At 42.0% G+C, this 23,740-nt stretch carries 18 protein-coding genes, 13 tRNA genes and 4 rRNA genes; 2 read left to right on the top strand and 33 right to left on the bottom strand.

All coding sequences use genetic code 11. From position 1 onward, the window contains the following. Positions 1-187: 187 nt before the first annotated feature. The 22 genes from LPB68_RS15110 to LPB68_RS15005 all read right to left on the bottom strand — a co-directional run bounded on the left by LPB68_RS15110 (position 188) and on the right by LPB68_RS15005 (position 13,061). A complete protein-coding gene (locus tag LPB68_RS15110) occupies positions 188-802 on the bottom strand; it encodes a zf-HC2 domain-containing protein (RefSeq protein ID WP_068656930.1) in 615 nt (204 codons plus the stop codon). Positions 803-917: 115 nt separating this feature from the next. Beyond that, complete coding sequence (gene sigW / locus LPB68_RS15105) at positions 918-1,484, bottom strand: RNA polymerase sigma factor SigW (protein WP_068656932.1); 567 nt, start codon at positions 1,482-1,484, stop codon at positions 918-920. A gap of 188 nt (positions 1,485-1,672) precedes the next feature. Further along, a complete protein-coding gene (gene ppc, locus LPB68_RS15100; RefSeq protein ID WP_068656934.1) occupies positions 1,673-4,474 on the bottom strand; it encodes a phosphoenolpyruvate carboxylase in 2,802 nt (933 codons plus the stop codon). 356 nt (positions 4,475-4,830) lie between these two features. Then, positions 4,831-4,904: transfer RNA gene (locus LPB68_RS15095), tRNA-Gly, on the bottom strand. Between the two features lie 18 nt (positions 4,905-4,922). Further along, positions 4,923-4,996 (bottom strand) — tRNA-Pro (locus LPB68_RS15090). Positions 4,997-5,010: 14 nt separating this feature from the next. Further along, positions 5,011-5,087: transfer RNA gene (locus LPB68_RS15085), tRNA-Arg, on the bottom strand. A gap of 14 nt (positions 5,088-5,101) precedes the next feature. Beyond that, positions 5,102-5,176, bottom strand: a tRNA-Gly gene (locus LPB68_RS15080). A 7-nt stretch (positions 5,177-5,183) separates the two neighbouring features. Next, positions 5,184-5,268, bottom strand: a tRNA-Leu gene (locus tag LPB68_RS15075). A 16-nt stretch (positions 5,269-5,284) separates the two neighbouring features. Then, positions 5,285-5,360 (bottom strand) — tRNA-Lys (locus LPB68_RS15070). 5 nt (positions 5,361-5,365) lie between these two features. Continuing rightward, positions 5,366-5,440, bottom strand: a tRNA-Gln gene (locus tag LPB68_RS15065). A 27-nt stretch (positions 5,441-5,467) separates the two neighbouring features. Further along, positions 5,468-5,543: transfer RNA gene (locus LPB68_RS15060), tRNA-Val, on the bottom strand. A 22-nt stretch (positions 5,544-5,565) separates the two neighbouring features. Further along, a tRNA-Glu gene (locus LPB68_RS15055) sits at positions 5,566-5,640 on the bottom strand. 16 nt (positions 5,641-5,656) lie between these two features. After that, positions 5,657-5,732: transfer RNA gene (locus LPB68_RS15050), tRNA-Thr, on the bottom strand. Positions 5,733-5,734: 2 nt separating this feature from the next. Continuing rightward, positions 5,735-5,810 (bottom strand) — tRNA-Asn (locus tag LPB68_RS15045). A gap of 61 nt (positions 5,811-5,871) precedes the next feature. After that, a 5S ribosomal RNA gene (gene rrf / locus LPB68_RS15040) occupies positions 5,872-5,988 on the bottom strand. 255 nt (positions 5,989-6,243) lie between these two features. Then, a 23S ribosomal RNA gene (locus LPB68_RS15035) occupies positions 6,244-9,333 on the bottom strand. Positions 9,334-9,643: 310 nt separating this feature from the next. Next, positions 9,644-9,719: transfer RNA gene (locus LPB68_RS15030), tRNA-Ala, on the bottom strand. Positions 9,720-9,743: 24 nt separating this feature from the next. Beyond that, positions 9,744-9,820, bottom strand: a tRNA-Ile gene (locus LPB68_RS15025). 43 nt (positions 9,821-9,863) lie between these two features. After that, positions 9,864-9,980: ribosomal RNA gene (gene rrf, locus LPB68_RS15020) — 5S ribosomal RNA — on the bottom strand. 130 nt (positions 9,981-10,110) lie between these two features. Next, positions 10,111-11,666, bottom strand: a 16S ribosomal RNA gene (locus tag LPB68_RS15015). Together the 16S, 23S and 5S rRNA genes with 13 tRNA genes alongside form the textbook arrangement of a ribosomal RNA operon. Before the next feature lie 419 nt (positions 11,667-12,085). Next, positions 12,086-12,316 carry a hypothetical protein gene (locus tag LPB68_RS15010; RefSeq protein ID WP_068657423.1) on the bottom strand — a complete coding sequence of 77 codons (231 nt, stop codon included), beginning with the start codon at positions 12,314-12,316 and terminating at the stop codon, positions 12,086-12,088. A 130-nt stretch (positions 12,317-12,446) separates the two neighbouring features. Next, positions 12,447-13,061, bottom strand: a complete 615-nt coding sequence (locus LPB68_RS15005) for a stage II sporulation protein M (RefSeq protein WP_068657421.1) — start codon at positions 13,059-13,061, stop codon at positions 12,447-12,449. A 133-nt stretch (positions 13,062-13,194) separates the two neighbouring features. Between LPB68_RS15005 and pdaB the strand changes: the two genes are divergently transcribed. Further along, positions 13,195-13,971, top strand: coding sequence for a polysaccharide deacetylase family sporulation protein PdaB (gene pdaB, locus LPB68_RS15000; RefSeq protein ID WP_068657426.1), 777 nt, complete (start codon positions 13,195-13,197; stop codon positions 13,969-13,971). 44 nt (positions 13,972-14,015) lie between these two features. Here pdaB and LPB68_RS14995 read toward each other — a convergent pair whose 3' ends face one another. Beyond that, entirely contained in the window at positions 14,016-14,606 is a 591-nt protein-coding gene (locus tag LPB68_RS14995) for a KinB-signaling pathway activation protein (protein WP_068657419.1), read from the bottom strand. Between the two features lie 125 nt (positions 14,607-14,731). Here LPB68_RS14995 and gerD point away from each other — a divergent pair, with 125 nt between their 5' ends. Further along, positions 14,732-15,430, top strand: coding sequence for a spore germination lipoprotein GerD (gene gerD, locus LPB68_RS14990; protein WP_068657417.1), 699 nt, complete (start codon positions 14,732-14,734; stop codon positions 15,428-15,430). Positions 15,431-15,612: 182 nt separating this feature from the next. Here the strand turns inward: gerD and LPB68_RS14985 are convergent, their stop codons facing one another. The 10 genes from LPB68_RS14985 to rpsK all read right to left on the bottom strand — a co-directional run bounded on the left by LPB68_RS14985 (position 15,613) and on the right by rpsK (position 23,739). Further along, positions 15,613-16,716, bottom strand: coding sequence for an Mrp/NBP35 family ATP-binding protein (locus LPB68_RS14985; protein ID WP_068657415.1), 1,104 nt, complete (start codon positions 16,714-16,716; stop codon positions 15,613-15,615). Positions 16,717-16,873: 157 nt separating this feature from the next. Then, positions 16,874-17,638 (bottom strand): N-acetylmuramoyl-L-alanine amidase CwlD, encoded by a 765-nt coding sequence (gene cwlD / locus LPB68_RS14980; protein WP_068657413.1) that lies wholly within the window; start codon positions 17,636-17,638, stop codon positions 16,874-16,876. A gap of 83 nt (positions 17,639-17,721) precedes the next feature. Beyond that, positions 17,722-18,891 carry a sulfate adenylyltransferase gene (gene sat / locus LPB68_RS14975; protein WP_068657412.1) on the bottom strand — a complete coding sequence of 390 codons (1,170 nt, stop codon included), beginning with the start codon at positions 18,889-18,891 and terminating at the stop codon, positions 17,722-17,724. 36 nt (positions 18,892-18,927) lie between these two features. Continuing rightward, the gene (locus LPB68_RS14970) at positions 18,928-19,620 is read right to left on the bottom strand and encodes a phosphoadenylyl-sulfate reductase (protein WP_068657410.1); all 693 of its coding nucleotides are present in this window, start codon (positions 19,618-19,620) and stop codon (positions 18,928-18,930) included. A 191-nt stretch (positions 19,621-19,811) separates the two neighbouring features. Then, entirely contained in the window at positions 19,812-20,204 is a 393-nt protein-coding gene (rpsI, locus tag LPB68_RS14965; RefSeq protein ID WP_068537266.1) for a 30S ribosomal protein S9, read from the bottom strand. 20 nt (positions 20,205-20,224) lie between these two features. Beyond that, positions 20,225-20,662, bottom strand: coding sequence for a 50S ribosomal protein L13 (rplM, locus tag LPB68_RS14960; protein WP_068657408.1), 438 nt, complete (start codon positions 20,660-20,662; stop codon positions 20,225-20,227). Between the two features lie 184 nt (positions 20,663-20,846). Beyond that, positions 20,847-21,635, bottom strand: a complete 789-nt coding sequence (gene truA, locus LPB68_RS14955; protein WP_068657407.1) for a tRNA pseudouridine(38-40) synthase TruA — start codon at positions 21,633-21,635, stop codon at positions 20,847-20,849. 232 nt (positions 21,636-21,867) lie between these two features. Then, positions 21,868-22,233: a 50S ribosomal protein L17 gene (rplQ, locus tag LPB68_RS14950; protein WP_068657405.1), complete on the bottom strand. Its 366-nt coding sequence runs from the start codon at positions 22,231-22,233 to the stop codon at positions 21,868-21,870. Positions 22,234-22,265: 32 nt separating this feature from the next. Next, the gene (locus LPB68_RS14945; RefSeq protein WP_068657404.1) at positions 22,266-23,210 is read right to left on the bottom strand and encodes a DNA-directed RNA polymerase subunit alpha; all 945 of its coding nucleotides are present in this window, start codon (positions 23,208-23,210) and stop codon (positions 22,266-22,268) included. A gap of 133 nt (positions 23,211-23,343) precedes the next feature. Further along, positions 23,344-23,739, bottom strand: coding sequence for a 30S ribosomal protein S11 (gene rpsK, locus LPB68_RS14940; protein ID WP_068657402.1), 396 nt, complete (start codon positions 23,737-23,739; stop codon positions 23,344-23,346). Between the last annotated feature and the right edge of the window lies 1 nt (position 23,740).

Raw genomic sequence — 23,740 nt, 5'->3', positions numbered from 1 at the left:
GCCCCCGTTTAATTCCTTCAATAAGGTAGTTCTCTCTTTATAATGTCCCTAATATATAGGTTATAACGATCTACCTCATGATGCAAGCAAAGGTTCACAAAAAGCGACTATAATTTCCAATATTCACTAAATTAATATTTTTTCAAAAAAAAATGCCATCTTTATATAAAGAGGCACCTTCAGAACATTAACGGTACGCTATTTCAGAGAACACATTCGATAGTTTGAACCAAATCCAATCTAGTGCCTGATCAACACTCTTAACCTGTCCTGATATTTGAGCAGTAGAAGCAGTATACAACGAGCCGTCGATAACAGTTAAGTTGCCTTCAACATCTCCGAATATTTCTGCCTTACCGTTCTCAATCGTTAAATCACCAGAGACAACATTACCTTCAGGTACAATCACTGTATTGCCCTCAATCACAATTTGATCCAAGTTATTCCCTTGCACCACTAATTGACTGTCTTGATTAAAAACATTTATAACACTAAGGAGCATAACTACCAAGAACAATGCGGCAGCTGTTGCTGCTGGATGTCTCTTCATCCATTTAACCCATATCTGCGGTTCCTTGTGTTTAGGAAGAGTATTCAGAATGCGCTCTGTTAGTTCCTTGGATGCAGTAGGGATATGTCGAGGAAGTGAATACAACGCCATCTCAGTCTGTTCAAGTTCTTTAAAACGCATGTGACAATCAGCGCAGGACTGCAAATGTGCCTTCAGCATCATATTTTGCTCCTTGGCTAAGTCATCATCTAGGTAATCATGCATTAAAGAGACGGCTAATTTGCAATCCATATGAGCCAGTCCTTTCAATCAATCATATAATGTCCAATTATTAATAGCTAAAATTCTAATCTGGATAAGTTACATACGTAGGAGTTCTTTAATTGTTTCAAAAAAAAATGCAAAATTAAAATTTAGTTTCTAACTTTTTACGTAAAAATTCTCTTCCCCGATGAACTCGTGTTTTTATCGTTGTCACTGGCATACCAAGTACATCGCTTATCTCTTGTAGAGACATATCCTGTAGGTATCTCAGAATCATCACTGATTTGTACTTAACTGGCAAACTTTCAATGGCATCATAAATAAGTTGCTTAGTCTCGGAGATCATTAATTCACTCTCAGGTGTACGATCATCACTTGGGATTAATGAATACCCATCTAAACCTTCTTGATCATTCATATCTGCATCTAACGAGTATACCGGTTTTCTTTTTCTCAATCGATCAATACATAAATTTGTGGCAATCCTATAGATCCACGTAGAAAATTTCTGGTTTGGATCATAGCGATCCATGCTTTTAAACACACGTAAAAAAGTCTCCTGAACAATATCTTCTGCTTCATGACGATTATTCAGCATTCTATACCCTAAATGGTATATTTTATCTTTATACAACCCAACAATTTCAGCGAATGCCTGCTGATCACCTTTTAGAGCAAGCTTCGTTAATCTTTTTTCTATTTGATCCAACACGATTCCCCCAGACTTGCTGTTGGGTATTAATAGGTTATTAGAACATCACTTGAATCGTAATTCATGTCTGTCCAAAATGCAATACCACTTCATTTACATTATCATATAAAACAAACAAAAGTCGAGGTTCCGCAAAGAACACTCGACTTTTGTAACCTATTTTAATACCTTTATAATCTCTTATATCAGCCCGTATTACGCAGACCTGCAGCTATTCCATTGATCGTAAGTAAAACTTCGCGTAGTAATTCCGTATCATCCTTACCTTGCTCGCGGAATTCACGTAGTTCACTAATGAGTTGAACTTGAAGATAGCTAAGTGGATCAACATACGGATTACGAAGTCGAATCGATTCCTGAATTACTGGAACATTATCCAGTAATTCCCTTTGCCCTGTTATTTTGAGAATCAGATCCGTCGTTAATTTATATTCTTCCTCTATCAGGTTAAAGATACGATCACGATATGATTCATCCTTAGTCATGTTAGCATATTCTTTGGAGATCAATAGATCTGCCTTAGCCATAGCCATTTGTAATGTGTCAATAAGTGATGTAAAGAATGGGAATCTACGATACATCTCCTGAAGAACATGTAGATTCTCTTCATTATCCTGATAGTAGCTTTGCAAGCCTGTTCCCGCAGCGTACCAAGCAGGTAGTAAGTAACGGCTTTGAGTCCAAGCGAATACCCATGGAATTGCCCGAAGATCCTCAAATCGGTCACTGTTCTTGCGTTTAGAAGGACGTGAGCCGATATTCAGTTCTCCAACCTCGGCTAGTGGTGTTGATTCTTTAAAGAAGGTTAGGAAATCCGGATCACGGAATATTAAATCCTGATATTTCGTAAGAGAAACCTCAGAGATTCCTTTTGCAATCATATCCCATGCTTCTTCTTCCTTCGTATAAGCTTCATCATGAGGACAACGACCATTAATGGCTGCCGTTACCAAAGCTGATGTCGCCTGCTCTAAGCTACGATATGCAATACCTTGTAGTGAATAACGTGATGATATAACTTCACCCTGCTCAGTAATCTTTATTCCACCGCCGACAGTGGATGCAGGTTGAGCCAAGATACTTCGGTTAAGTGGCATTCCTCCACGTCCTAGTGCACCTCCACGCCCATGAAAAAACTTAAGTTTCACATTGAATTCATCAGCTGCTGCTGTGATTTGTTTCAATGCTACACGTAGTTCCCAGTTCGCAGTTACCGCTCCACCATCTTTATTACTATCTGAGTATCCAAGCATAATTTCCTGTAAATCATTCATCGTAGTAACACCATCACGATAGATCGGTAAACTAAATACTTGTCTCATAATATCAGGTGCTGCAAATAAATCATCTATCGTTTCAAACAATGGTACTGCCTGAAGCGTACATGTTACCGTCTCATCTTCATTACGGAGGAATAGACCTACTTCTTTAGCGAAAACCATAACTTCTAGAATATCACTAGCACCTTCAGCCATACTTATTAAATATTTTGTAATACAACCCTTACCAAATTCTTGTTGCGCTTTGTAAACCACGCGGTATACATCAAGGCATTCTTTGGTACTGTCACTGTAGACATGATATGGCGAGGTAATAGGTCTTGGATCGTTTAATAGACCATTAAGTAGTGTAATTTTATCATCTTCAGGCAACTCAGCATAATTTTGTACAATATTCATATTAGCCAGAACTTCAGTCATTGCCTTTTCATGTTCCTTACTATGTTGTCGTATATCTAATGCAGCTGTATGGAAGCCGAATAATTCAACTTGTCGAATAATCTTTTTAATGAACGTATCGGCGATATAGTCAGCGTAATGGTGGCGTAGACTTCGATCGATAATGTTAAGGTCTTCAATGAATTGCTCCGGTGAAGCATAACGCTCTGGCGTACCCTTCTTACTATCATCGAGTACATTATTCAACTTAGTCAACATGTGTACTAACTTAATACGATACGGTTCACAATCATTATGCCAGATTAGATTTTTACTTAAATTAACTACAGATTGATCTTCACGAATCGATTCCTCAAGTTCACTTGACACTGTAACAATCGTAGTACTGAAACTTAAATGCTCCATTAATTTCTTTATGATACGTTCGTATTCACGAATAGCTAATTTACGTTGCATACTAAGTGTTTTCCAAGTAATGTCGGAAGTAACCGAAGGATTACCATCTCGATCTCCACCAATCCATGAACCGAATTGAAGGTAGTCAGGCACATGCCAATTCTCACCTGGATAATATTTTGTCAAACATCGCTCTAACTCTGAATAGACATCCGGAAGTACGTGAAATAACGTTTCATGAAAATAATACATTCCATGTCTAACTTCGTCCAAGACAGTTGGTTTACGGTCTCTCAATTCATCTGTTTGCCATAAAGTAATGACTTCATTTAATAACTTCTCACGTAATTGCTCCCGTTCACGAAAAGTTAATGTTGGATTATCTAGAGACATGACATCTTCAGAAATCCGTTTGTGTATATCTAAAATTGCTCTACGCATAGCTTCTGTTGGATGAGCCGTCATAATAAGTTCAAGAGATAGGCCTTCGATAATGTCTTTAACATCTTCATCTGAGAAATTGCGGTTTTTCAATTCTTGAATAGCACTCTCAATGGAACCTGGTTGAATCGTTTCCCCAGCGGAACGTTCATAATCACGTTTTCTTCGGATTCGATGATTCTGTTCAGCAATATTAACAAGCTGAAAGTAGATTGCAAACGCACGAATGACTTGATGCCGTGTGTCTGGCTTCAATGTACTTATCGTCTCTTTAAATTCATCGTACACTTCAGATACATATTCAGTTCTCAATGATTTACTTGTTTCACGAATTTTTTCCACTATTTCTAGGAGTTCATTTCCGCCCTGATGGACTAAAACTTCTCCAAGAATATTTCCAAGAAACCGTACGTCACGCCGTAACAGGTTATTGGAGTTACCTTTACTGGTGTTACCCATAAGTTCAGACATGTTACTCCTCCTATCTTTTCCCGCTTCATATACTATCTATTTTTTTCACCTTCATAATATCATACAATAAAATTAGATAGAAATCTTTATTTTTCTCAAATAAAAATCATAAATAAATGTATTAATATTAATTAAATGTGAATTAAAATACAAAAGATATTATTAGGAACATAACATATACCCTCATTATCATGAGAGTTAACCTAAGTTTTATGTAATATTCTCTAATATATCAAGGACATAATTATACACAATAATAGTTTAGTTTATAAGCTATAATTCGATATTTCTTGTTACAATTCCTCGATTAAAGATACAAAAAAACTCTTGAAACTCAAGAGTTATGAAATACAATATGGAGCGGGTGATGGGAATCGAACCCACGCTATCAGCTTGGAAGGCTGAAGTTCTACCATTGAACTACACCCGCATATATAAAGTTAAAGTATCGGGACGACACGATTTGAACATGCGACCCCCTGGACCCAAACCAGGTGCTCTACCAAGCTGAGCTACGTCCCGAAATAAAAAAATAATGGTGCGCCCTAAGAGATTCGAACTCCTGGCCTTTTGATTCGTAGTCAAACGCTCTATCCAGCTGAGCTAAGGGCGCAAATTTGACAAGAATGGAGCGGACGACGGGAATCGAACCCGCGACCCTCGCCTTGGCAAGGCGATGCTCTACCGCTGAGCCACGTCCGCAAACATATGGTGCGCGTGGAGGGACTTGAACCCCCACGTCGTGAAACGCTAGATCCTAAGTCTAGTGCGTCTGCCAATTCCGCCACACGCGCACACTTGTAAAGAAAATGGTGAGCCATGAAGGATTCGAACCTTCGACACCCTGATTAAAAGTCAGGTGCTCTACCAACTGAGCTAATGGCTCATAAATGGCTGGGGATATAGGATTTGAACCTATGCATGACGGAGTCAAAGTCCGTTGCCTTACCGCTTGGCTAATCCCCAATATTTACGATATCCCTAAATATATCATGGTGGAGGCTGAGGGGATCGAACCCCCGACCCTCTGCTTGTAAGGCAGATGCTCTCCCAGCTGAGCTAAGCCTCCAAATAATCATTAACCACAATAATGGTGACCCGTAGGGGACTCGAACCCCTGTTACCTCCGTGAAAGGGAGGTGTCTTAACCACTTGACCAACGGGCCATATCTAACGTACTTATGGAGCTCTCAACCGGATTCGAACCGGTGACCTCATCCTTACCATGGATGCACTCTACCTACTGAGCTATGAGAGCAGTGGCTCCCCGAACAGGACTCGAACCTGTGACAACTCGATTAACAGTCGAGTGCTCTACCAACTGAGCTATCAGGGAATATAAGTGTTTGTTCAACATTCATTAGAATAGTACGTAAATGATGTCTTACAAGGTTACTGCTTGGCGACGTCCTACTCTCCCAGGACCCTGCGGTCCAAGTACCATCGGCGCTGGAGGGCTTAACGGTCGTGTTCGGGATGGGTACGTGTGGAACCCCTCCGCTATCGCCACCAAACAGGATTTATGCGTTGCCATTTACTTCAGTGAATTCACTTCAGCAAAATATCCACCCTTATAAAGGGCATGCAACTTAAAATCAGTTCTTCGCTGCGAGAAAATATCAGTCCTTAGAAAGGACCTGCAGCTATCAGATGTTTGATCACCTGAAAACTAGATACGAACGAATCTGCATTGAAACACTTGTCTCCGTAGTTCTTCCTTCGATGCAAAGCGTAACGCTTCCGAAGTTAGTTTTCCTACGGAAAACTTTTAGGATAAGCCCTCGACCGATTAGTATTGGTCAGCTCCGTGCATTACTGCACTTCCACCTCCAACCTATCTACCTCGTAGTCTTCAAGGGGTCTTACTAATTGGGAAATCTCATCTTGAGGGGGGCTTCACGCTTAGATGCTTTCAGCGCTTATCCCGTCCGCACGTAGCTACCCAGCTATGCTCCTGGCGGAACAACTGGTACACCAGAGGTGCGTCCATCCCGGTCCTCTCGTACTAAGGACAGCTCCTCTCAAATTTCCTGCGCCCACGACAGATAGGGACCGAACTGTCTCACGACGTTCTGAACCCAGCTCGCGTACCGCTTTAATGGGCGAACAGCCCAACCCTTGGGACCTACTTCAGCCCCAGGATGCGATGAGCCGACATCGAGGTGCCAAACCTCCCCGTCGATGTGGACTCTTGGGGGAGATAAGCCTGTTATCCCCAGGGTAGCTTTTATCCGTTGAGCGATGGCCCTTCCATGCGGTACCACCGGATCACTAAGCCCGACTTTCGTCCCTGCTCGACTTGTAGGTCTCGCAGTCAAGCTCCCTTCTGCCTTTGCACTCTTCGAATGATTTCCAACCATTCTGAGGGAACCTTGGGGCGCCTCCGTTACTCTTTAGGAGGCGACCGCCCCAGTCAAACTGCCCACCTGACACTGTCCCCGAACCGGTTTACGGTCCTAGGTTAGAACCTAGATACGATCAGGGTGGTATCCCAACGGCGCCTCCATAGAAGCTTGCGCTCCTATTTCTCAGGCTCCCACCTATCCTGTACAAATCGTACCCAAATTCAATATCAAGCTGCAGTAAAGCTCCATGGGGTCTTTCCGTCTTGTCGCGGGTAACCTGCATCTTCACAGGTATTAAAATTTCACCGGATCTCTCGTTGAGACAGCGCCCAAATCGTTACGCCATTCGTGCGGGTCAGAATTTACCTGACAAGGAATTTCGCTACCTTAGGACCGTTATAGTTACGGCCGCCGTTTACTGGGGCTTCGGTTCATAGCTTCGGGTTTCCCCTAACCACTCCCCTTAACCTTCCAGCACCGGGCAGGCGTCAGCCCGTATACTTCGCCTTACGGCTTCGCACAGACCTGTGTTTTTGCTAAACAGTCGCTTGGGCCTTTTCACTGCGGCCCCCTCGTGCTATTCACACTACCGGGGCACCCCTTCTCCCGAAGTTACGGGGTCATTTTGCCGAGTTCCTTAACGAGAGTTCTTCCGCGCGCCTTAGAATTCTCTTCTCGCCTACCTGTGTCGGTTTACGGTACGGGCACCTTCTCCTGGTTAGAGGCTTTTCTTGGCAGTGCGAGATCATGACCTTCGCTACTATAATTTTCGCTCCCCATCACAGCCCAGCCTATTAGTGTGCGGATTTGCCTACACACAAGCCTCACTGCTTAGACGGACTATTCCATCAGTCCGCGTCACTACCCTGCTGCGTCACCCCATTACTCATAACGGATTACGGTGGTACAGGAATTTCAACCTGTTGTCCATCCACTACGCCTTTCGGCCTCGCGTTAGGTCCCGACTTACCCTGAGAGGACGAGCCTTCCTCAGGAAACCTTGGGCTTTCGGCGGATCAGATTCTCACTGATCTTTTCGTTACTTATACCGGCATTCTCACTTGTATAGTGTCCAGCGCTCCTCACGGTACACCTTCAACCCCTATACAACGCTCCCCTACCCCAGGATCGACTTCACTCCGCCTTCGAAGTTCACACTTTATTCCAAAGTGCAGTCCTTCGTTTCCGAAGTTCTGTGTTTATCCCCTAGAAAACATTTGGTCATCAGCATTAAAATTCGCTTCTGACAAAAATGTTCCTCGTGGTCTTCACCCTCAAAGAAGCAGTGAAGTCGATCCAAGCCATAGCTTCGGTGGTGTGTTTAGCCCCGTTACATTTTCGGCGCAGAGTCACTCGACCAGTGAGCTATTACGCACTCTTTCAATGGTGGCTGCTTCTAAGCCAACATCCTGGTTGTCTGTGCAACTCCACATCCTTTCCCACTCAACACACACTTGGGGACCTTAGCTGATGGTCTGGGCTGTTTCCCTTTCGACAATGGATCTTAGCACTCACTGTCTGACTCCCGGATATAAGTACATGGCATTCGGAGTTTGACTGAGCTTGGTAACCCTTGCGGGCCCCGCACCCAATCAGTGCTCTACCTCCACGACTCTTCATTCCGAGGCTAGCCCTAAAGCTATTTCGGGGAGAACCAGCTATCTCCGAGTTCGATTGGAATTTCTCCGCTACCCCCACCTCATCCCCGCATTTTTCAACATGCGTGGGTTCGGGCCTCCAGTGCGTGTTACCGCACCTTCACCCTGGACAGGGGTAGATCACTCGGTTTCGGGTCTACGTCCACGTACTATATGTCGCCCTATTCAGACTCGCTTTCGCTGCGGCTCCGCCTTCTCAGCTTAACCTTGCACGGGAACGTAACTCGCCGGTTCATTCTACAAAAGGCACGCCATCACCCATAGATCGGGCTCTGACTTTTTGTAAGCACACGGTTTCAGGTTCTATTTCACTCCCCTTCCGGGGTGCTTTTCACCTTTCCCTCACGGTACTGTTTCACTATCGGTCGCTAGGGAGTATTTAGCCTTAGCAGATGGTCCTGCTGGATTCATACGGGGTTTCACGTGCCCCGCACTACTCGGGATACGTCTCGGAGGGAACACACTTTCAGCTACAGGGCTTTTACCTTCTATGCCGGGCCTTTCCAGACCTCTTCGCTTAATATATTCCTTTGTAACTCCATGTGAGACGTCCCACAACCCCAAGGAGCAAGCTCCTTGGTTTGGGCTAATCCGCGTTCGCTCGCCGCTACTGACGGAATCACTATTGTTTTCTCTTCCTCAGGGTACTTAGATGTTTCAGTTCCCCTGGTCTGTCTCTACCCACCCTATGTATTCAGGTGGGAGTGACTGCGTATTACCACAGCCGGGTTTCCCCATTCGGACACCCCCGGATCAAAGCTTGCTTACAGCTCCCCGAGGCAGTTTCGTTGTTCGCCACGTCCTTCATCGACTCCTAGCGCCTAGGCATCCTCCGTGTGCTCTTAGTAGCTTAACCATTATGCTCCTGTTTTGCGTCTGGCGCTCTCTTGTACGCTTATTTCCTGATTGGATAAACCATTCATTAGTAGAAATAAGCTCCCAAAGGATCTCCAGCCTCAAATCACTCGCATATCAACTTAGCTGGTATTCGATAAATCGAATACTTCGCTGCTACTTTTACACTTTGTTTTGTTAACAAGTAACAAAACGTAAATATAAAAGTGATGAATTTGAAATTGATGAAATCCAATTTAAAAATCATCAAGAATGTTTCAACTTGCAAATTCGTTCGTTATCTAGTTTTCAAGGATCAAGTTAAATCATATTGGTGGAGCCAAGCGGGATCGAACCGCTGACCTCCTGCTTGCAAGGCAGGCGCTCTCCCAGCTGAGCTATGGCCCCAAATTATAAAGTTATAAACATACATGGTGGGCCCTGGTGGACTCGAACCACCGACCTCACCCTTATCAGAGGTGCGCTCTAACCAACTGAGCTAAGGGCCCTTAACAATAAAAAACTCTTATGGGTTAAACCCATAAGGGTCGCGCTTGGCAGCGTCCTACTCTCCCAGGACCCTGCGGTCCAAGTACCATCGGCGCTGGAAGGCTTAACGGTCGTGTTCGGGATGGGTACGCGTGGAACCCTTCCGCTATCGCTACCAAACGCAATGCTGAAAGAAACTTGTTCTTTCAAAACTGACAACGAGTGAGGAAATATTCGTGAGATCTATGTCTCACAAGTCTTATCTTGACTCTTATTGAATGTTTCCGTTGCAGGAAACGATTCTCCATAGAAAGGAGGTGATCCAGCCGCACCTTCCGATACGGCTACCTTGTTACGACTTCACCCCAATCATCTACCCCACCTTCGGCGGCTGGCTCCCTTGCGGGTTACCCCACCGACTTCGGGTGTTGTAAACTCTCGTGGTGTGACGGGCGGTGTGTACAAGACCCGGGAACGTATTCACCGCGGCATGCTGATCCGCGATTACTAGCAATTCCGACTTCATGTAGGCGGGTTGCAGCCTACAATCCGAACTGAGACCAGCTTTGTTGGGATTGGCTCCACCTCGCGGTTTCGCAGCCCGTTGTACTGGCCATTGTAGTACGTGTGTAGCCCAGGTCATAAGGGGCATGATGATTTGACGTCATCCCCACCTTCCTCCGGTTTGTCACCGGCAGTCTGCTTAGAGTGCCCACCATAATGTGCTGGCAACTAAGCATAAGGGTTGCGCTCGTTGCGGGACTTAACCCAACATCTCACGACACGAGCTGACGACAACCATGCACCACCTGTCTCCTCTGTCCCGAAGGCCGCCACTATCTCTAGTGGATTCAGAGGGATGTCAAGACCTGGTAAGGTTCTTCGCGTTGCTTCGAATTAAACCACATACTCCACTGCTTGTGCGGGTCCCCGTCAATTCCTTTGAGTTTCAGTCTTGCGACCGTACTCCCCAGGCGGAGTGCTTAATGTGTTAACTTCGGCACCAAGGGTATCGAAACCCCTAACACCTAGCACTCATCGTTTACGGCGTGGACTACCAGGGTATCTAATCCTGTTTGCTCCCCACGCTTTCGCGCCTCAGCGTCAGTTACAGCCCAGAGAGTCGCCTTCGCCACTGGTGTTCCTCCACATATCTACGCATTTCACCGCTACACGTGGAATTCCACTCTCCTCTTCTGTACTCAAGTCACCCAGTTTTCAGTGCGACCCAGGGTTGAGCCCTGGAATTAAACACCAAACTTAAATGACCGCCTGCGCGCGCTTTACGCCCAATAATTCCGGACAACGCTTGCCCCCTACGTATTACCGCGGCTGCTGGCACGTAGTTAGCCGGGGCTTTCTTCTCAGGTACCGTCACCTTGAGAGCAGTTACTCTCCCAAGCGTTCTTCCCTGGCAACAGAGCTTTACGATCCGAAAACCTTCATCACTCACGCGGCGTTGCTCCGTCAGACTTTCGTCCATTGCGGAAGATTCCCTACTGCTGCCTCCCGTAGGAGTCTGGGCCGTGTCTCAGTCCCAGTGTGGCCGTTCACCCTCTCAGGTCGGCTACGCATCGTCGCCTTGGTGAGCCGTTACCTCACCAACTAGCTAATGCGCCGCAGGCCCATCTGTAAGTGGCAGATTACTCCGCCTTTCAGTGTCTCCCCAGGAGAGGAAACAAGTTATCCGGTATTAGCTACCGTTTCCGGTAGTTATCCCAGTCTTACAGGCAGGTTACCTACGTGTTACTCACCCGTCCGCCGCTAAGTCATTTGAAAGCAAGCTTTCAAATGACTCCGCTCGACTTGCATGTATTAGGCACGCCGCCAGCGTTCGTCCTGAGCCAGGATCAAACTCTCCATATAGGATGAATTTCAGATCGACTTTGCAGTGATCTTAATTTCATCAGGAGTTCGTTTCAAATTAGCTTTGCAGCATTTTGGAACGAACTATGAAAAGAGCGATTCACTCATTTTGAAACAAACTGACGAGAAATTTCTTTCTCTATCAAATGATTTCTCATTTGTTTTGTTCTCACTTTCGTGAAAACCACTCACTCGTTGTTCAGTTTTCAAAGATCAAATCTTCTTTCGTTCATCGTCGATTACTCTCGGCGACAACTTCTATAATATATCATACTACCAAAGTATTTTGCAAGAACTTTTTTCAAAAAGTTTCAATCACTTTAAAATAAAATATTCTCGCATCCTGCTACTCACCAATAAGGAAGCGAGAATTAATTTAACACATATTGAAACTTGAAGTCAATAGTTTTAATGAAATATTAGTTCTTAGCTTGAGGGAACCTACTATTTCTTACGTATTTCGAAAGTTCCCTAGGTGCTGCAAACCTTGCGTACATACTAAAAACTACTTTATATCTTTTAGCAATGGATTGTCTTATATCTTGATCCAGTCTCTTATCGTCCAAATCCATCAGCATTTCATCCAATTCTTTGCGAATCACATAATCTAATTCCTTGCACTCTCTATCATTAAATAACATACCTAACATATTTAATTACCTCCTTATTTGTTTCTCAAGAGAATATATAGCCCCTAACTAGATAATTAACTATATAATCGTTTTACTGTTATGCACATATTTGGTTAAATTTATTATAATCCGGATAAAAATAAACTCTTTATTGCATCAGCCACAATGTAACCGTGCTTTCAATGATTGCAGCAATGAAAAGCAGAATAACGATCCATACCACATTTGGTCCTACTCTTTTGAAAAAATAGGTCCACTGTTGCCCTAAATTTGCCCGCTTCCCATCATTCCTCTGACCAATACTAATCCAGACCAATGTCCCTAATCTTAGTCCGAACCCGCAAGCAATGATAATCGCTGGAACCTCTATAATCCCATGTGGCAATAGTCCCTTCACGATAACTTCAAACATGCTCTCTCCTTGAACTGCTAAAGAATGTACTAAATATCCGAGAACCATACCATTAACCATCAAAAAGATCATCGGTAGAATACCCAAGAATATTCCAAAGAAAATAATCAATACGCTTTTAATACTATTGTTTAAAAATATAAATTTAAAATAACTCCATTGCGGATTCTCTGATTCATTTAAGCCTTGGCTAATTTGACGAATACCTTCGATTTGTTGATTAATAAATTGCTCTATGAAGTCTGTACTAATCCAACCCACCAGAATACCTATCCCAAATAATATAGTGGACAACATCATAGTTCGCTTGATCAAGGCAATATCTTTTATAAAACTTGATAGCTTAAACACGAGACACTTCCTTATATAACATTTTTTTGATAAACAGATCACGTAAGAATGGCTGCTTTAGTAATAACTCTTCAGTACGAGCATAGAATTTGAAGTATACAAGCATTCATGCAAGAGAGGGCGGATGAATTCAATGAAATCATTTTTTTATGTGCTGAATTGGAAAAAGATCAAAAGGTTTTTACTCATTACCGCGGCCGCAGTATTTGCAATTGGAGTGGTTTACATTGAGCGAGATCAAATCACCGTATTTTCTGATGGAGCTCCCTCAGCTATCTACAGTGTACCCACCGATAAGAAAATAATTGCTTTGACCTTCGATATTAGCTGGGGTGATACAAGACCCGGTCCTATAATTCAAATTTTGAAGGATAAGAACGTACGAAAAACCACTTTTTTCCTCTCCTCACCTTGGAGTAAGAGTCACCCAGATATCGTCAAAGATATTAAGGACAGTGGCTTTGAAATAGGAAGTCATGGACACAAACATGTGAACTACACAACACTTAGTGATGAGGAAATTCGTAACCAAATCTCTATTGCTAATTCTGTATTAACCGATATGACAGGAAATGAACCTAAATTGCTAAGGTTACCTAATGGAGATTTTGACAAAAGAGTATTGCGGATTGCCGAAAATATGAACTACAAAGTCATTCAGTGGGATACAGATTCCTTAGATTGGAAAAATATTGGTGTTGAAAATATCGTTGAACGAGTAGTAAACAAAGCGCATCCAGGTGATATCGTCTTGTTACATGCAAGTGATTCATCCAAACAAACACATAAAGCATTACCAATCATCATTGATGAACTACGTAAACAAGGTTATGAGTTTGTGACCGTAACTGAACTGATTAACCAAACTGAGATCAAAGGTAAGGAAGTTCGTGATCAAGCTTTGGAGTAAGATACATGCGAATATTACGGAAAGATAAAAAAGAGCTAAGTTTCTTAGCTCTTTTCAGTCTGCACTACACGATGAAGAATTAATATTTGAAAAGCGTTACATGCTAACAATGGGATCACAATAAAAGCTGTCGCATTATCAACGTTAATTTTGAGCCCACCTACAATTTCAATTATCGTAACTCCAATCATAAAGAATAAGGTAGGAATCCATGCGGAAATATTCGTCATTCTTGCTTTATATAATGCTGTTATTATGGCCACCACAAGAATAACAATGCTTAGGATAAGGTCAGATGACTGTCCTGCTTGTCCACCAACAAATGTTCGGAAGAACATTAATTCAAGTAATGCCAACACAGTGAGCACCATTTGTATGTACTGCCAACCTTTTTTGGAGAACACACCGTTTCCCATATAATTCAATATCAAGTAAGCGAAAAATCCTAATTGCGAATAAACACTCGCCAGCACCCCATATCCAAATAGGATGACAAAATAAACAACATAATCAGAAAATCCATTAAATGAGATACCACCATCTTCAAAACTTAACACAATCCCCGTCGCTACAGAAACCACTGCACCAACCAATAACGCCTGCCAAAATAATTTAAACCATTTCCTTAATGTCACAAACTCACCCCCTAAGAAAATATTGTACCAACGTTCTATATAAAAAACCATTACCCTCCAAACATATTTCTTATAACTGCTCCACATACTACACTTAGTATCCATGTTTAAGGAGGTCAACATAAATGAAACCAACGGGTATACGCCTCATCGGATTAATAATTGTACTTGTGACAACTCTGACTGCCTGTGGAGCTGAACAAAATTCATCCTCATCAATGGGATATAAAGAAATGAAATCTATGGTTGTTGATATTCTCAAGAGTGATGATGGAAAAAAAGCCGTGGAGGAAGCATTAAATTCTCCTAGTTCCGAAAGTGGCGGTGGTGGTGCTGGAGTATTAAGTATGAAAATGTTATCTTCAGCTTCTAAAGAGGATATACGAACAGCGGTAAAAGATACGATCACATCTCCAGACTATAAAAAAGAGATTGAAAAAATTATGACCGACCCACAATTTGCTGGAGATTTTGCGAAATCCATAAATTCACAAAGTAAAGAACTCCATCAGGAACTTATTAAAGATCCCACTTATCAAAAAGCGGTCGCTGACATCATGAAGTCACCTGAGATTTCAAAAATGTTCTTAGATCTTACAAAAACACCTGATTTCCGTAAACAAACCATGACTGTCATGAGCGAAGCTATGCAAAATCCCTTATTCAAAATGGAAGTCATGGAATTACTAAAAACTGTGGTGCAAAGTGAACTTCAGCCCAAAGTAGAAAAAGAAAAGAAAAGTGAAGAAGGCGGCGAAGGTGGTGGCGGTGGTCAAGGTGAAGGTGGCGGCGAAGAAAAGAAATCAGAAGAGGGTGGCGAGTAACTATACATTAAGTAGAGTATCACAAGCTGAAACGGCTACGCCGTCCTTTTAAAGGACGGTATCCGTCTCTGCCGAAATATAAGGGTATAATGTATGATGTGAAACTTATACTTTCTTATATTTATATAAACAAAGAGTTCCCTACCCCAGGGGACTCTTTGTTTATATTCAAATCAGTCGAATTAATTGTTCTCACACTTTTCGATTACGGATATTGCCATAGTGTCATAAATCTTACCACTTACAGTGTCAGGCTTATAAATCGAAGGCGAGAAGTCCGGTTCTGATGGATGATTACTCGGAATACCTAATGGAATCTGCGCGAGTAACTCTGTATTCAAGGTTTCAGCTAATCGCGCTCCACCACCTTTTCCAAATATATAATCACGCTCATGACAACCTGGACATTCGTAGTATGCCATATTCTCCACAACACCTAATATCTCATGATCCGTCTGAAGAGCCATAGCTCCTGCTCTAGCGGCTACAAATGCAGCTGTCGCATGTGGAGTCGTTACTATAATTTCCTTACTCTGCGGAAGCATCTGGTGTAGATCAAGAGCAACATCCCCCGTACCTGGAGGAAGATCTAATAATAAATAATCCAATTCTCCCCATCCAACATCACTCAGAAATTGACGTAACATCTTACCTAACATAGGTCCACGCCATATCACAGGATTATTCTCGCGGATGAAGAACCCCATCGACATCACTTTCACTCCAAAACGTTCCACAGGTATGATCATCTCATTATCTACGACAGGACCCTCTTCTAGCCCCATCATATCGGGAACACTAAAACCATATATATCTGCATCTATTAAACCTACTTTTTTACCTTGACGAGCCAAAGCGCAAGCTAAGTTAACGGCAACGGTAGATTTACCAACGCCACCTTTACCGCTAGCGATCGCAATAAAATGTACACCTGAATCTTCTCTTATCAGAGCATGATCTTCTAATCCAGCTGCATGCCCCTTCTTCAATACCGATTCATCTTCTGGTGATAACTCTTCCCCGAAGGCTAGTTTTCGATCATAATCCGTAGCTACACGTAAACGGATATGTACTTCCTCTGCTCCTGCCTTACTCAGAAGCTGACGAATTTCTTGCTCGAGTTCAGCATGGTACTCTTCACTAGAGTCAATAAACATGGCTGAAAGTGAGACCCGGTTATCTTTTATAACAATATCTCGAATGAACTGTAATTCAATCAAACTTTTGCCGCTGGTCGCCTCTACGATTGGCAGTAATATTTCCTGTACTTTCTCTTTGGATAACATCAATGCAGCACCTCAGCTTCGTATATTGGTATCTGTATATTATACCATTTCTCAAGCAGAAACGGCTATTCCGTCCTTTTTCAAGGACGGTATCCGTCTCTGCCGAAATATAAGAAATAAAGTATCAAGTAAAACTTATACTTTATTATATTTGTACTTAATCTGACGACACCTTAGATTTCTCCCCAGAAGTGTACCGTAAAATACCATTGTAAACCGAAGCAGCCACCTTACGTTGATATTGCTCATCCTTTAATAAAGATGCCTCTTCTATATTTGAAAGAAAGCCCACTTCGACAAGGACGGATGGGATCTTAAGAACTTGAAGAAGATATACTGTGTTGACAGTCTTAGCTATACGATCCGTATTCTCCAAATTTCTTTTGAGCTCATCTTGCATTAGTGTAGCCAAGTTAGCATTATCTGAATGAGAAGGATAATAAAATACTTGTGCACCTCTCCAACGATTCGATGGGATACTATTCATGTGGATACTGACAAATAAATCGGTTTGCACATCTTCAATTTTTTTCACACGCTGTTTTAAATCCTCAGTCTTACGTTTTGAATAACCCTTTGTATCGTGAGCGGCTAGATCATAGTCACCTTCTCTTGTCATCTCTACAATCGCTCCAGCCTGTTGTAAATAATCTCTTAGGTATAAAGTGATTGCTAAGTTAATATCCTTTTCAATTACACCCTGGCGGCTTACAGCACCTCCATCAGGTCCACCATGTCCTGCATCTAGGCTAATTACTTTTCCTGCTAATGGTAAACTCCAATACTTCGCTGTTTGTTTGGCAGGAATTTCATAGGTAAGCACCGCTACAAAGACAATCAACAAGCATAGCCCTAATAAAAGTTTCTTAATCGTTCTAAATTGAATCCACACCGAAATAATATTACGCTTAGGCCTGGACATACAAAAAACACCCCCTGTCCCATATAGACTCTTATCATCTATATGGATGGAGGTGGACAAATATTACCATAACGAACACGTAATTAATTCGTTACTTGCTCTGCCATACCTTCGATCAGAATTTTAGCAACTTCAGGCCGAGTAAATTCTGGAGGTGGACACTGGCCATCACGAAGTAAAGCACGTACCTTTGTTCCAGACAGTGTCATATGATCTTCTTTTCCATGAGGACATGTCTTGCTCGAAGCCATATTTCCACATTTGGTACAAAAGAAACTATGTTCAAAGAATAACGGTGTAATTCCAATTTCTTCAGCCGTAAAGTTCTTAAAGATCTCTTGTGCTTCATACGTTCCATAATAATCACCAACACCCGCATGATCTCTTCCTACGATGAAATGTGTACATCCATAGTTCTTCCGGACAAGGGAATGAAATACAGCTTCACGAGGTCCAGCGTAGCGCATAGCGGCTGGGAATACACCGAGAAAAGCACGATCCTTAGGATAGTAGTTCTCTAAAAGTGCGAAATAACTGTTCATGCGCACGTTAGCAGGTACATCATCAGATTTAGTCTCACCTACAAGTGGATTCAAGAAAAGAGCATCAACAATCTCCATTGCACTCTTTTGAATGTATTCATGTGCTCTATGCACAGGATTACGAGTTTGGAAGCCTACAACTCTATTCCATCCCTTTTCTGCAAACAAAGCTCGTGTTTCACTAGGCGTAAAATAGAATTCTTTGAATTTCTTAGGCTCTGGCCGATTCAATACTTGAATTGAACCACCCACATAAGTTGTAGAACGTTCTAATAATTTTTTGACCCCAGGATGCTCTAAATCGTTTGTTCTGAATACATTAATAGCTTCCTCAGCGTGATCGACTTCATAAATACTTTCCACTGTCAGTGTTCCATATACTATTCCATCTGTCTCACCCACTAGGGCAACTTGCTCGTTAATATTTAATTCTGAAGCTTGTTGTGGATCAATAGATAAAGTTATTGGAATAGTCCATACAGTACCATCAACTAATTTCATTGATTTAATCACTGATCGGTAATCATCTTCATTCAGGAATCCTGTAAGTGGCGAAAAAGCTCCTACACCAATGAGATCTAAGTCAGAAATTGTCCAAGTGTTTATAGCGATCTTTTGAAAACTCTCAGCTGCCTGCAATAAAGCCTCTCTTTCATTACCTCCCAAAACCCGTTGAACTAAACTTCCACCATGCGGTAATATCGAAGTCATCCTTTATCTCCTCATCCATAGATATATCGTATATCTTTATTTATGAAGCCCACATTCTGTCTTCTCCGAACCCGCCCAACGTCCTGCTCGAGGATCTTCACCAGGCATTACTTGACGAGTACAATATTCGCAACCAATACTTGGGTAATTCTGATCATGTAGCGGATTGTATAGAACATTATTCGTGCGAATATATTCCCACACATCATCCGACGTCCACGAAGCAATCGGATTGAATTTAACCAATCCAAATTTCGTATCATACTCAACTTTTTTGCTATTAGCACGTGTAGGTGCTTGATCACGACGTATACCTGTGATCCACGCATCATACTCTGTAAGAATACGTGTCAGAGGTTCTACCTTACGTATATTGCAACATTGGTTAGGATCAACGTTCCACAATGCTTCACCAAATTCCAACGCCTGCTGTTCAGGTGTAATCTTGGGTGATACACGAACAAATTCCATTCCATACTTTTCAACCATCTTATCACGGGTTTCATACGTTTCTGTGAAATGGAAATCCGTATCTAAATAAAACACATCTGTGGATGGACTAATCTTTTGAATCATATCAACTAATACAACATCTTCGGCACCAAAACTACATGCAAATGTAATGTTCGGAAATGTCTCAATTGCCCAACGAATGACTTCTTCAGGTGATGAATGTTCAAATTCATCTGCTTTTTGTTGAATAAGCTGTTCCTTCTCTAGTAAGTTCATGATTTCCTCCCCTAATACATCCCCAGAATAATTCCTACTATCTTAATGTGAATTTACTACTATTATAAATCTTAATCACTCATTGTCAATAAATAGTTAACAAATTTAATGTTTTTAGGGAGTTTTTTTGATAAAAAAAAGAAAAAACCCTTGGCCAATGAGGCCAAGAGTTTCTTGATAAACAAATAATATTAACGTTTTGAGAACTGAGGAGCACGACGTGCTGCTTTAAGTCCGTATTTCTTACGTTCTTTCATACGTGGATCACGAGTCAAGAATCCTGCTTTCTTAAGTGAAGAGCGCATTTCAGGATCTACTTTAAGCAATGCACGTGAAATTCCGTGACGAATCGCTCCAGCTTGACCTGATGTTCCTCCACCATGAGCAATAACAAGAACATCGTATTTACCCAATGTTTCTGTTAAATTAAGTGGTTGTTTAACAATCAACTTAAGTGTTTCTAGACCGAAATATTCATTAATGTCGCGTTTATTAATGACAATGCGTCCTTCACCCGGTATAAGACGTACACGTGCTACCGAATGTTTACGACGACCTGTCCCATAGTATTGTACTTGTGCCATGAAACTGTCCTCCTTTTAAATTACCCGCGAAGTTCGTAAACTTCTGGTTTTTGTGCTTCGTGTGGATGTTCTGTACCTGCATATACCTTAAGTCTCAATTGCATTTTGTCTCCCATACGAGTCTTAGGAAGCATACCTTTAACAGCTGCCTCAATAACACGTTCAGGGAAAGTCTTAAGCATATCTTGAGCTGTGGTTACTTTCAATCCACCGTTATGCATGGAGTGACGGTAGTATTTCTTGTCAGTTAATTTTCTTCCTGTTAAATGGATCTTCTCAGCATTGATTACAACAACGAAATCGCCTGAATCAACGTGTGTAGTAAATTGTGGCTTGTGTTTACCGCGAATTAGAGCAGCAACTTCTGTTGCCAAACGTCCGAGCGTTTTACCATCGGCATCGATGATATGCCAATTGCGCTCTACTTCATTTGGCTTAGCCATATAGGTGGTACGCATGAATAGTTCCTCCTTGTTTTCGTCCGAAAATCAAACATATTTCATTTATCTTCGTTCATAGTAGTTAGCTACATAATTTAATTAATTATAATTAGACTGTGAATATCTTATTTGGGGCTGTGGGAAAGCCATTAAGAAAACACAATTATTATTGTACAGCATTCACAATCAATTCGCAAGAGTATTAGAAAGTTTTTTTCGGAAAATCATTATATTCTACATCCCATAAAATTAGACCTTTGCTCACAGCAGTTGGACCAGCTTTCGACCGATCTTCAGCTGCTATTATCGCAGTTATATCATCTGGAGACTTTTTACCTTCTCCCACTTCTAGCAAAGTGCCCATCATAATACGAACCATATGCTGTAAAAAGCCACTGCCGGTTACATACGTATGAATAACACCTTGATCATAGGTAGAAGATCTACACATCGATTTATCCACAACCATATATGCGTCAAATAATGTTCGAATATGAGAAGTCTTTGTAGAACGTCTTGAAGCAAATGATGTGAAATCATAAGTTCCGATGAAGTGCTTTATAGCTCTTTGCATAGCCTCGATGTTTAATTTTCCATGATGATGAAATTGAGTATGACGCTGAAACACATCAATAAATTGATTAGCATTTACTGTATAACGATATGTTTTCTGCTTTGCTGAATAACGAGCATGAAAGAGTTCTGGCACTTCAATTGCTTCTCTGACAACAATATCATCCGGTAGTCTAGTATTAAGTGCCATCGGCCACCGTTCTACTGGAATGTGAGATTGCGTCAAGAAATTGAATACCTGACCGTAGGCGTGCACACCTGCATCCGTACGACCTGATGCTATAATCTTTACATCTTCATCAGAAAGCATCTTTATAGCCTTCTCAAGTTGATCCTGAATTGTTCTACCATCAGGCTGTGTTTGAAAGCCGTTATAATGTGTACCATCGTAACTGACCTTCATACATAAGTTGCGCAGTTACATCACCTCATTTAGCAAATCCACAACATTAAATAACAAAGAGTTACCATCTCTATTGAGATAGAACCTATGAATATTTAATCGATAAGTAAAGGTTGGTGCGGAACATACACTTTCTTATCATTTAAAAAGGAAGCCCCTTCCGGAGCTCCCTAATTCCGAAATGAAGTGAAAAAAGGGTTAGTACAGAATCTGTGATTCCTTCTTACCCTTTCAACATTTCGATAGTTTAAGCGCGGTCTACTAATTCCAAATAAACCATAGGTGCAGCATCGCCACGACGAGGTCCAAGTTTCAAGATACGAGTGTATCCGCCTGGACGCGTAGAGTAACGAGGTGCCAAATCGCTAAACAATTTTTGGATAGCATCTTGCTCTCCATCTACAGTTTCACGACGAACGAATGCAGCAACTTGACGACGTGAATGAAGATCACCTTTTTTAGCTTTTGTAATCAACTTTTCAGCAATAGAACGAACTTCTTTTGCCTTCGCTTCAGTTGTTTGAATGCGCTCGTATAAGAATAGGTCCGTTACTAGATCACGAAATAATGCTTTACGTGCACTAGCATCGCGTCCCAACTTTTGGTATGCCATGTTTTTCCCTCCTTCGCTAACAATCTAAGAAGCTATTCTTCTGTCCGAAGTCCCAATCCAAGTTCCTCTAGCTTCTCTTGTACTTCCTCCAAAGATTTGCGGCCCAAGTTACGAACCTTCATCATATCTTCTTCAGTTTTTGTTGTAAGTTCTTGTACTGTATTAATACCAGCACGTTTGAGGCAGTTGTATGAGCGGACGGATAGATCAAGCTCTTCGATCGTCATCTCAAGCACTTTTTCTTTCTTGTCCTCTTCTTTTTCAACCATAATTTCAGCATCTTTTGCTTCATCAGTGAGACCAACGAACAACATAAGGTGCTCGGTCAAAATTTTAGCTCCAAGACTCACTGCTTCTTCTGGTCTAATGCTTCCATCCGTCCAGATTTCCATTGTAAGCTTGTCATAATTCGTGACTTGACCAACCCGAGTATTCTCCACGCCATAATTAACACGGGAAATCGGGGTATAGATAGAATCAATCGGAATGACACCAATTGGTTGATCATCACGTTTGTTCTTATCTGCTGTTACATAGCCACGACCACGACTAGCAAAAATACGCATGTGAAGTCTTGCGCCAGGATTTAATGTTGCGATGTGAAGATCTGGATTAAGGATCTCTACATCGCTATCCGCGCGGATATCCGCTGCTGTGATCACTCCATCACCTTCTGCATCAATCTCGAACACTTTCTCTTCGTCAGAATGAATTTTTAAGGATAGAGCTTTCAAATTCAGAATAATCTCCGTTACGTCTTCCATTACTCCTGGAATCGTTGAGAACTCATGTAGAACACCATCAATCTGTACTGAATTCACGGCTGCACCAGGCAAGGAAGAAAGCAAGATCCGGCGAAGTGAATTCCCCAAAGTCTGCCCATATCCTCGTTCTAGTGGTTCTACTACGAATTTACCATAATTACCATCTTCATTTACATCAATGGTCTCAATTTTTGGCTTTTCGATTTCAATCACGCATGTACCCTCCTTCAAACGTCGCTCCTATATGAACCGGTCACTTTGTCAAGCGTATCCCATGTAGTATGCCTAAACAACCATTGTTAGCAGATTGCGCCGGTTTTATACCACATTGTTCAGGTTGACTTTATTAGACACGACGACGTTTAGGTGGACGGCAACCGTTATGTGGTACTGGAGTAACATCCTTAATTAGGTTGACTTCCAGACCAGCAGCTTGCAAAGAACGAATAGCTGCTTCACGACCAGCACCAGGACCTTTAACCATAACTTCTACCGATTTCATACCATGCTCCATTGCTGCTTTAGCTGCAGTTTCAGCAGCCATTTGTGCAGCAAATGGTGTGGATTTACGTGATCCTCTGAATCCAAGGCCACCTGAGCTTGCCCAAGCGATTGCATTACCATGTGGATCAGTGATCGTAACGATTGTATTGTTAAATGTGGAACGAATATGTGCCACACCTGATTCAATATTTTTACGGTCGCGACGTTTAGTACGTACGACTTTCTTAGGTTTTGCCATT

The organism is Paenibacillus crassostreae, from assembly GCF_001857945.1.
Classification (GTDB): Bacteria; Bacillota; Bacilli; order Paenibacillales; family Paenibacillaceae; genus Paenibacillus_AQ; species Paenibacillus_AQ crassostreae.
The sequence above is the reverse complement of the archived record's forward strand: the minus strand, read 5'-3'. Positions and strand labels throughout refer to the sequence as shown.

Bases quoted from the DNA above. Each gene is read 5' to 3' on its own strand.
- LPB68_RS15110 (WP_068656930.1), bottom strand. From the start codon at position 802: ATGGATTGCAAATTAGCCGTCTCTTTAATGCATGATTACCTAGATGAT.
- ppc (WP_068656934.1), bottom strand. From the start codon at position 4,474: ATGTCTGAACTTATGGGTAACACCAGTAAAGGTAACTCCAATAACCTG.
- LPB68_RS15010 (WP_068657423.1), bottom strand. From the start codon at position 12,316: ATGTTAGGTATGTTATTTAATGATAGAGAGTGCAAGGAATTAGATTAT.
- pdaB (WP_068657426.1), top strand. From the start codon at position 13,195: ATGAAATCATTTTTTTATGTGCTGAATTGGAAAAAGATCAAAAGGTTT.
- gerD (WP_068657417.1), top strand. From the start codon at position 14,732: ATGAAACCAACGGGTATACGCCTCATCGGATTAATAATTGTACTTGTG.
- LPB68_RS14985 (WP_068657415.1), bottom strand. From the start codon at position 16,716: ATGTTATCCAAAGAGAAAGTACAGGAAATATTACTGCCAATCGTAGAG.
- cwlD (WP_068657413.1), bottom strand. From the start codon at position 17,638: ATGTCCAGGCCTAAGCGTAATATTATTTCGGTGTGGATTCAATTTAGA.
- sat (WP_068657412.1), bottom strand. From the start codon at position 18,891: ATGACTTCGATATTACCGCATGGTGGAAGTTTAGTTCAACGGGTTTTG.
- LPB68_RS14970 (WP_068657410.1), bottom strand. From the start codon at position 19,620: ATGAACTTACTAGAGAAGGAACAGCTTATTCAACAAAAAGCAGATGAA.
- rpsI (WP_068537266.1), bottom strand. From the start codon at position 20,204: ATGGCACAAGTACAATACTATGGGACAGGTCGTCGTAAACATTCGGTA.
- rplM (WP_068657408.1), bottom strand. From the start codon at position 20,662: ATGCGTACCACCTATATGGCTAAGCCAAATGAAGTAGAGCGCAATTGG.
- rplQ (WP_068657405.1), bottom strand. From the start codon at position 22,233: ATGGCATACCAAAAGTTGGGACGCGATGCTAGTGCACGTAAAGCATTA.
- rpsK (WP_068657402.1), bottom strand. From the start codon at position 23,739: ATGGCAAAACCTAAGAAAGTCGTACGTACTAAACGTCGCGACCGTAAA.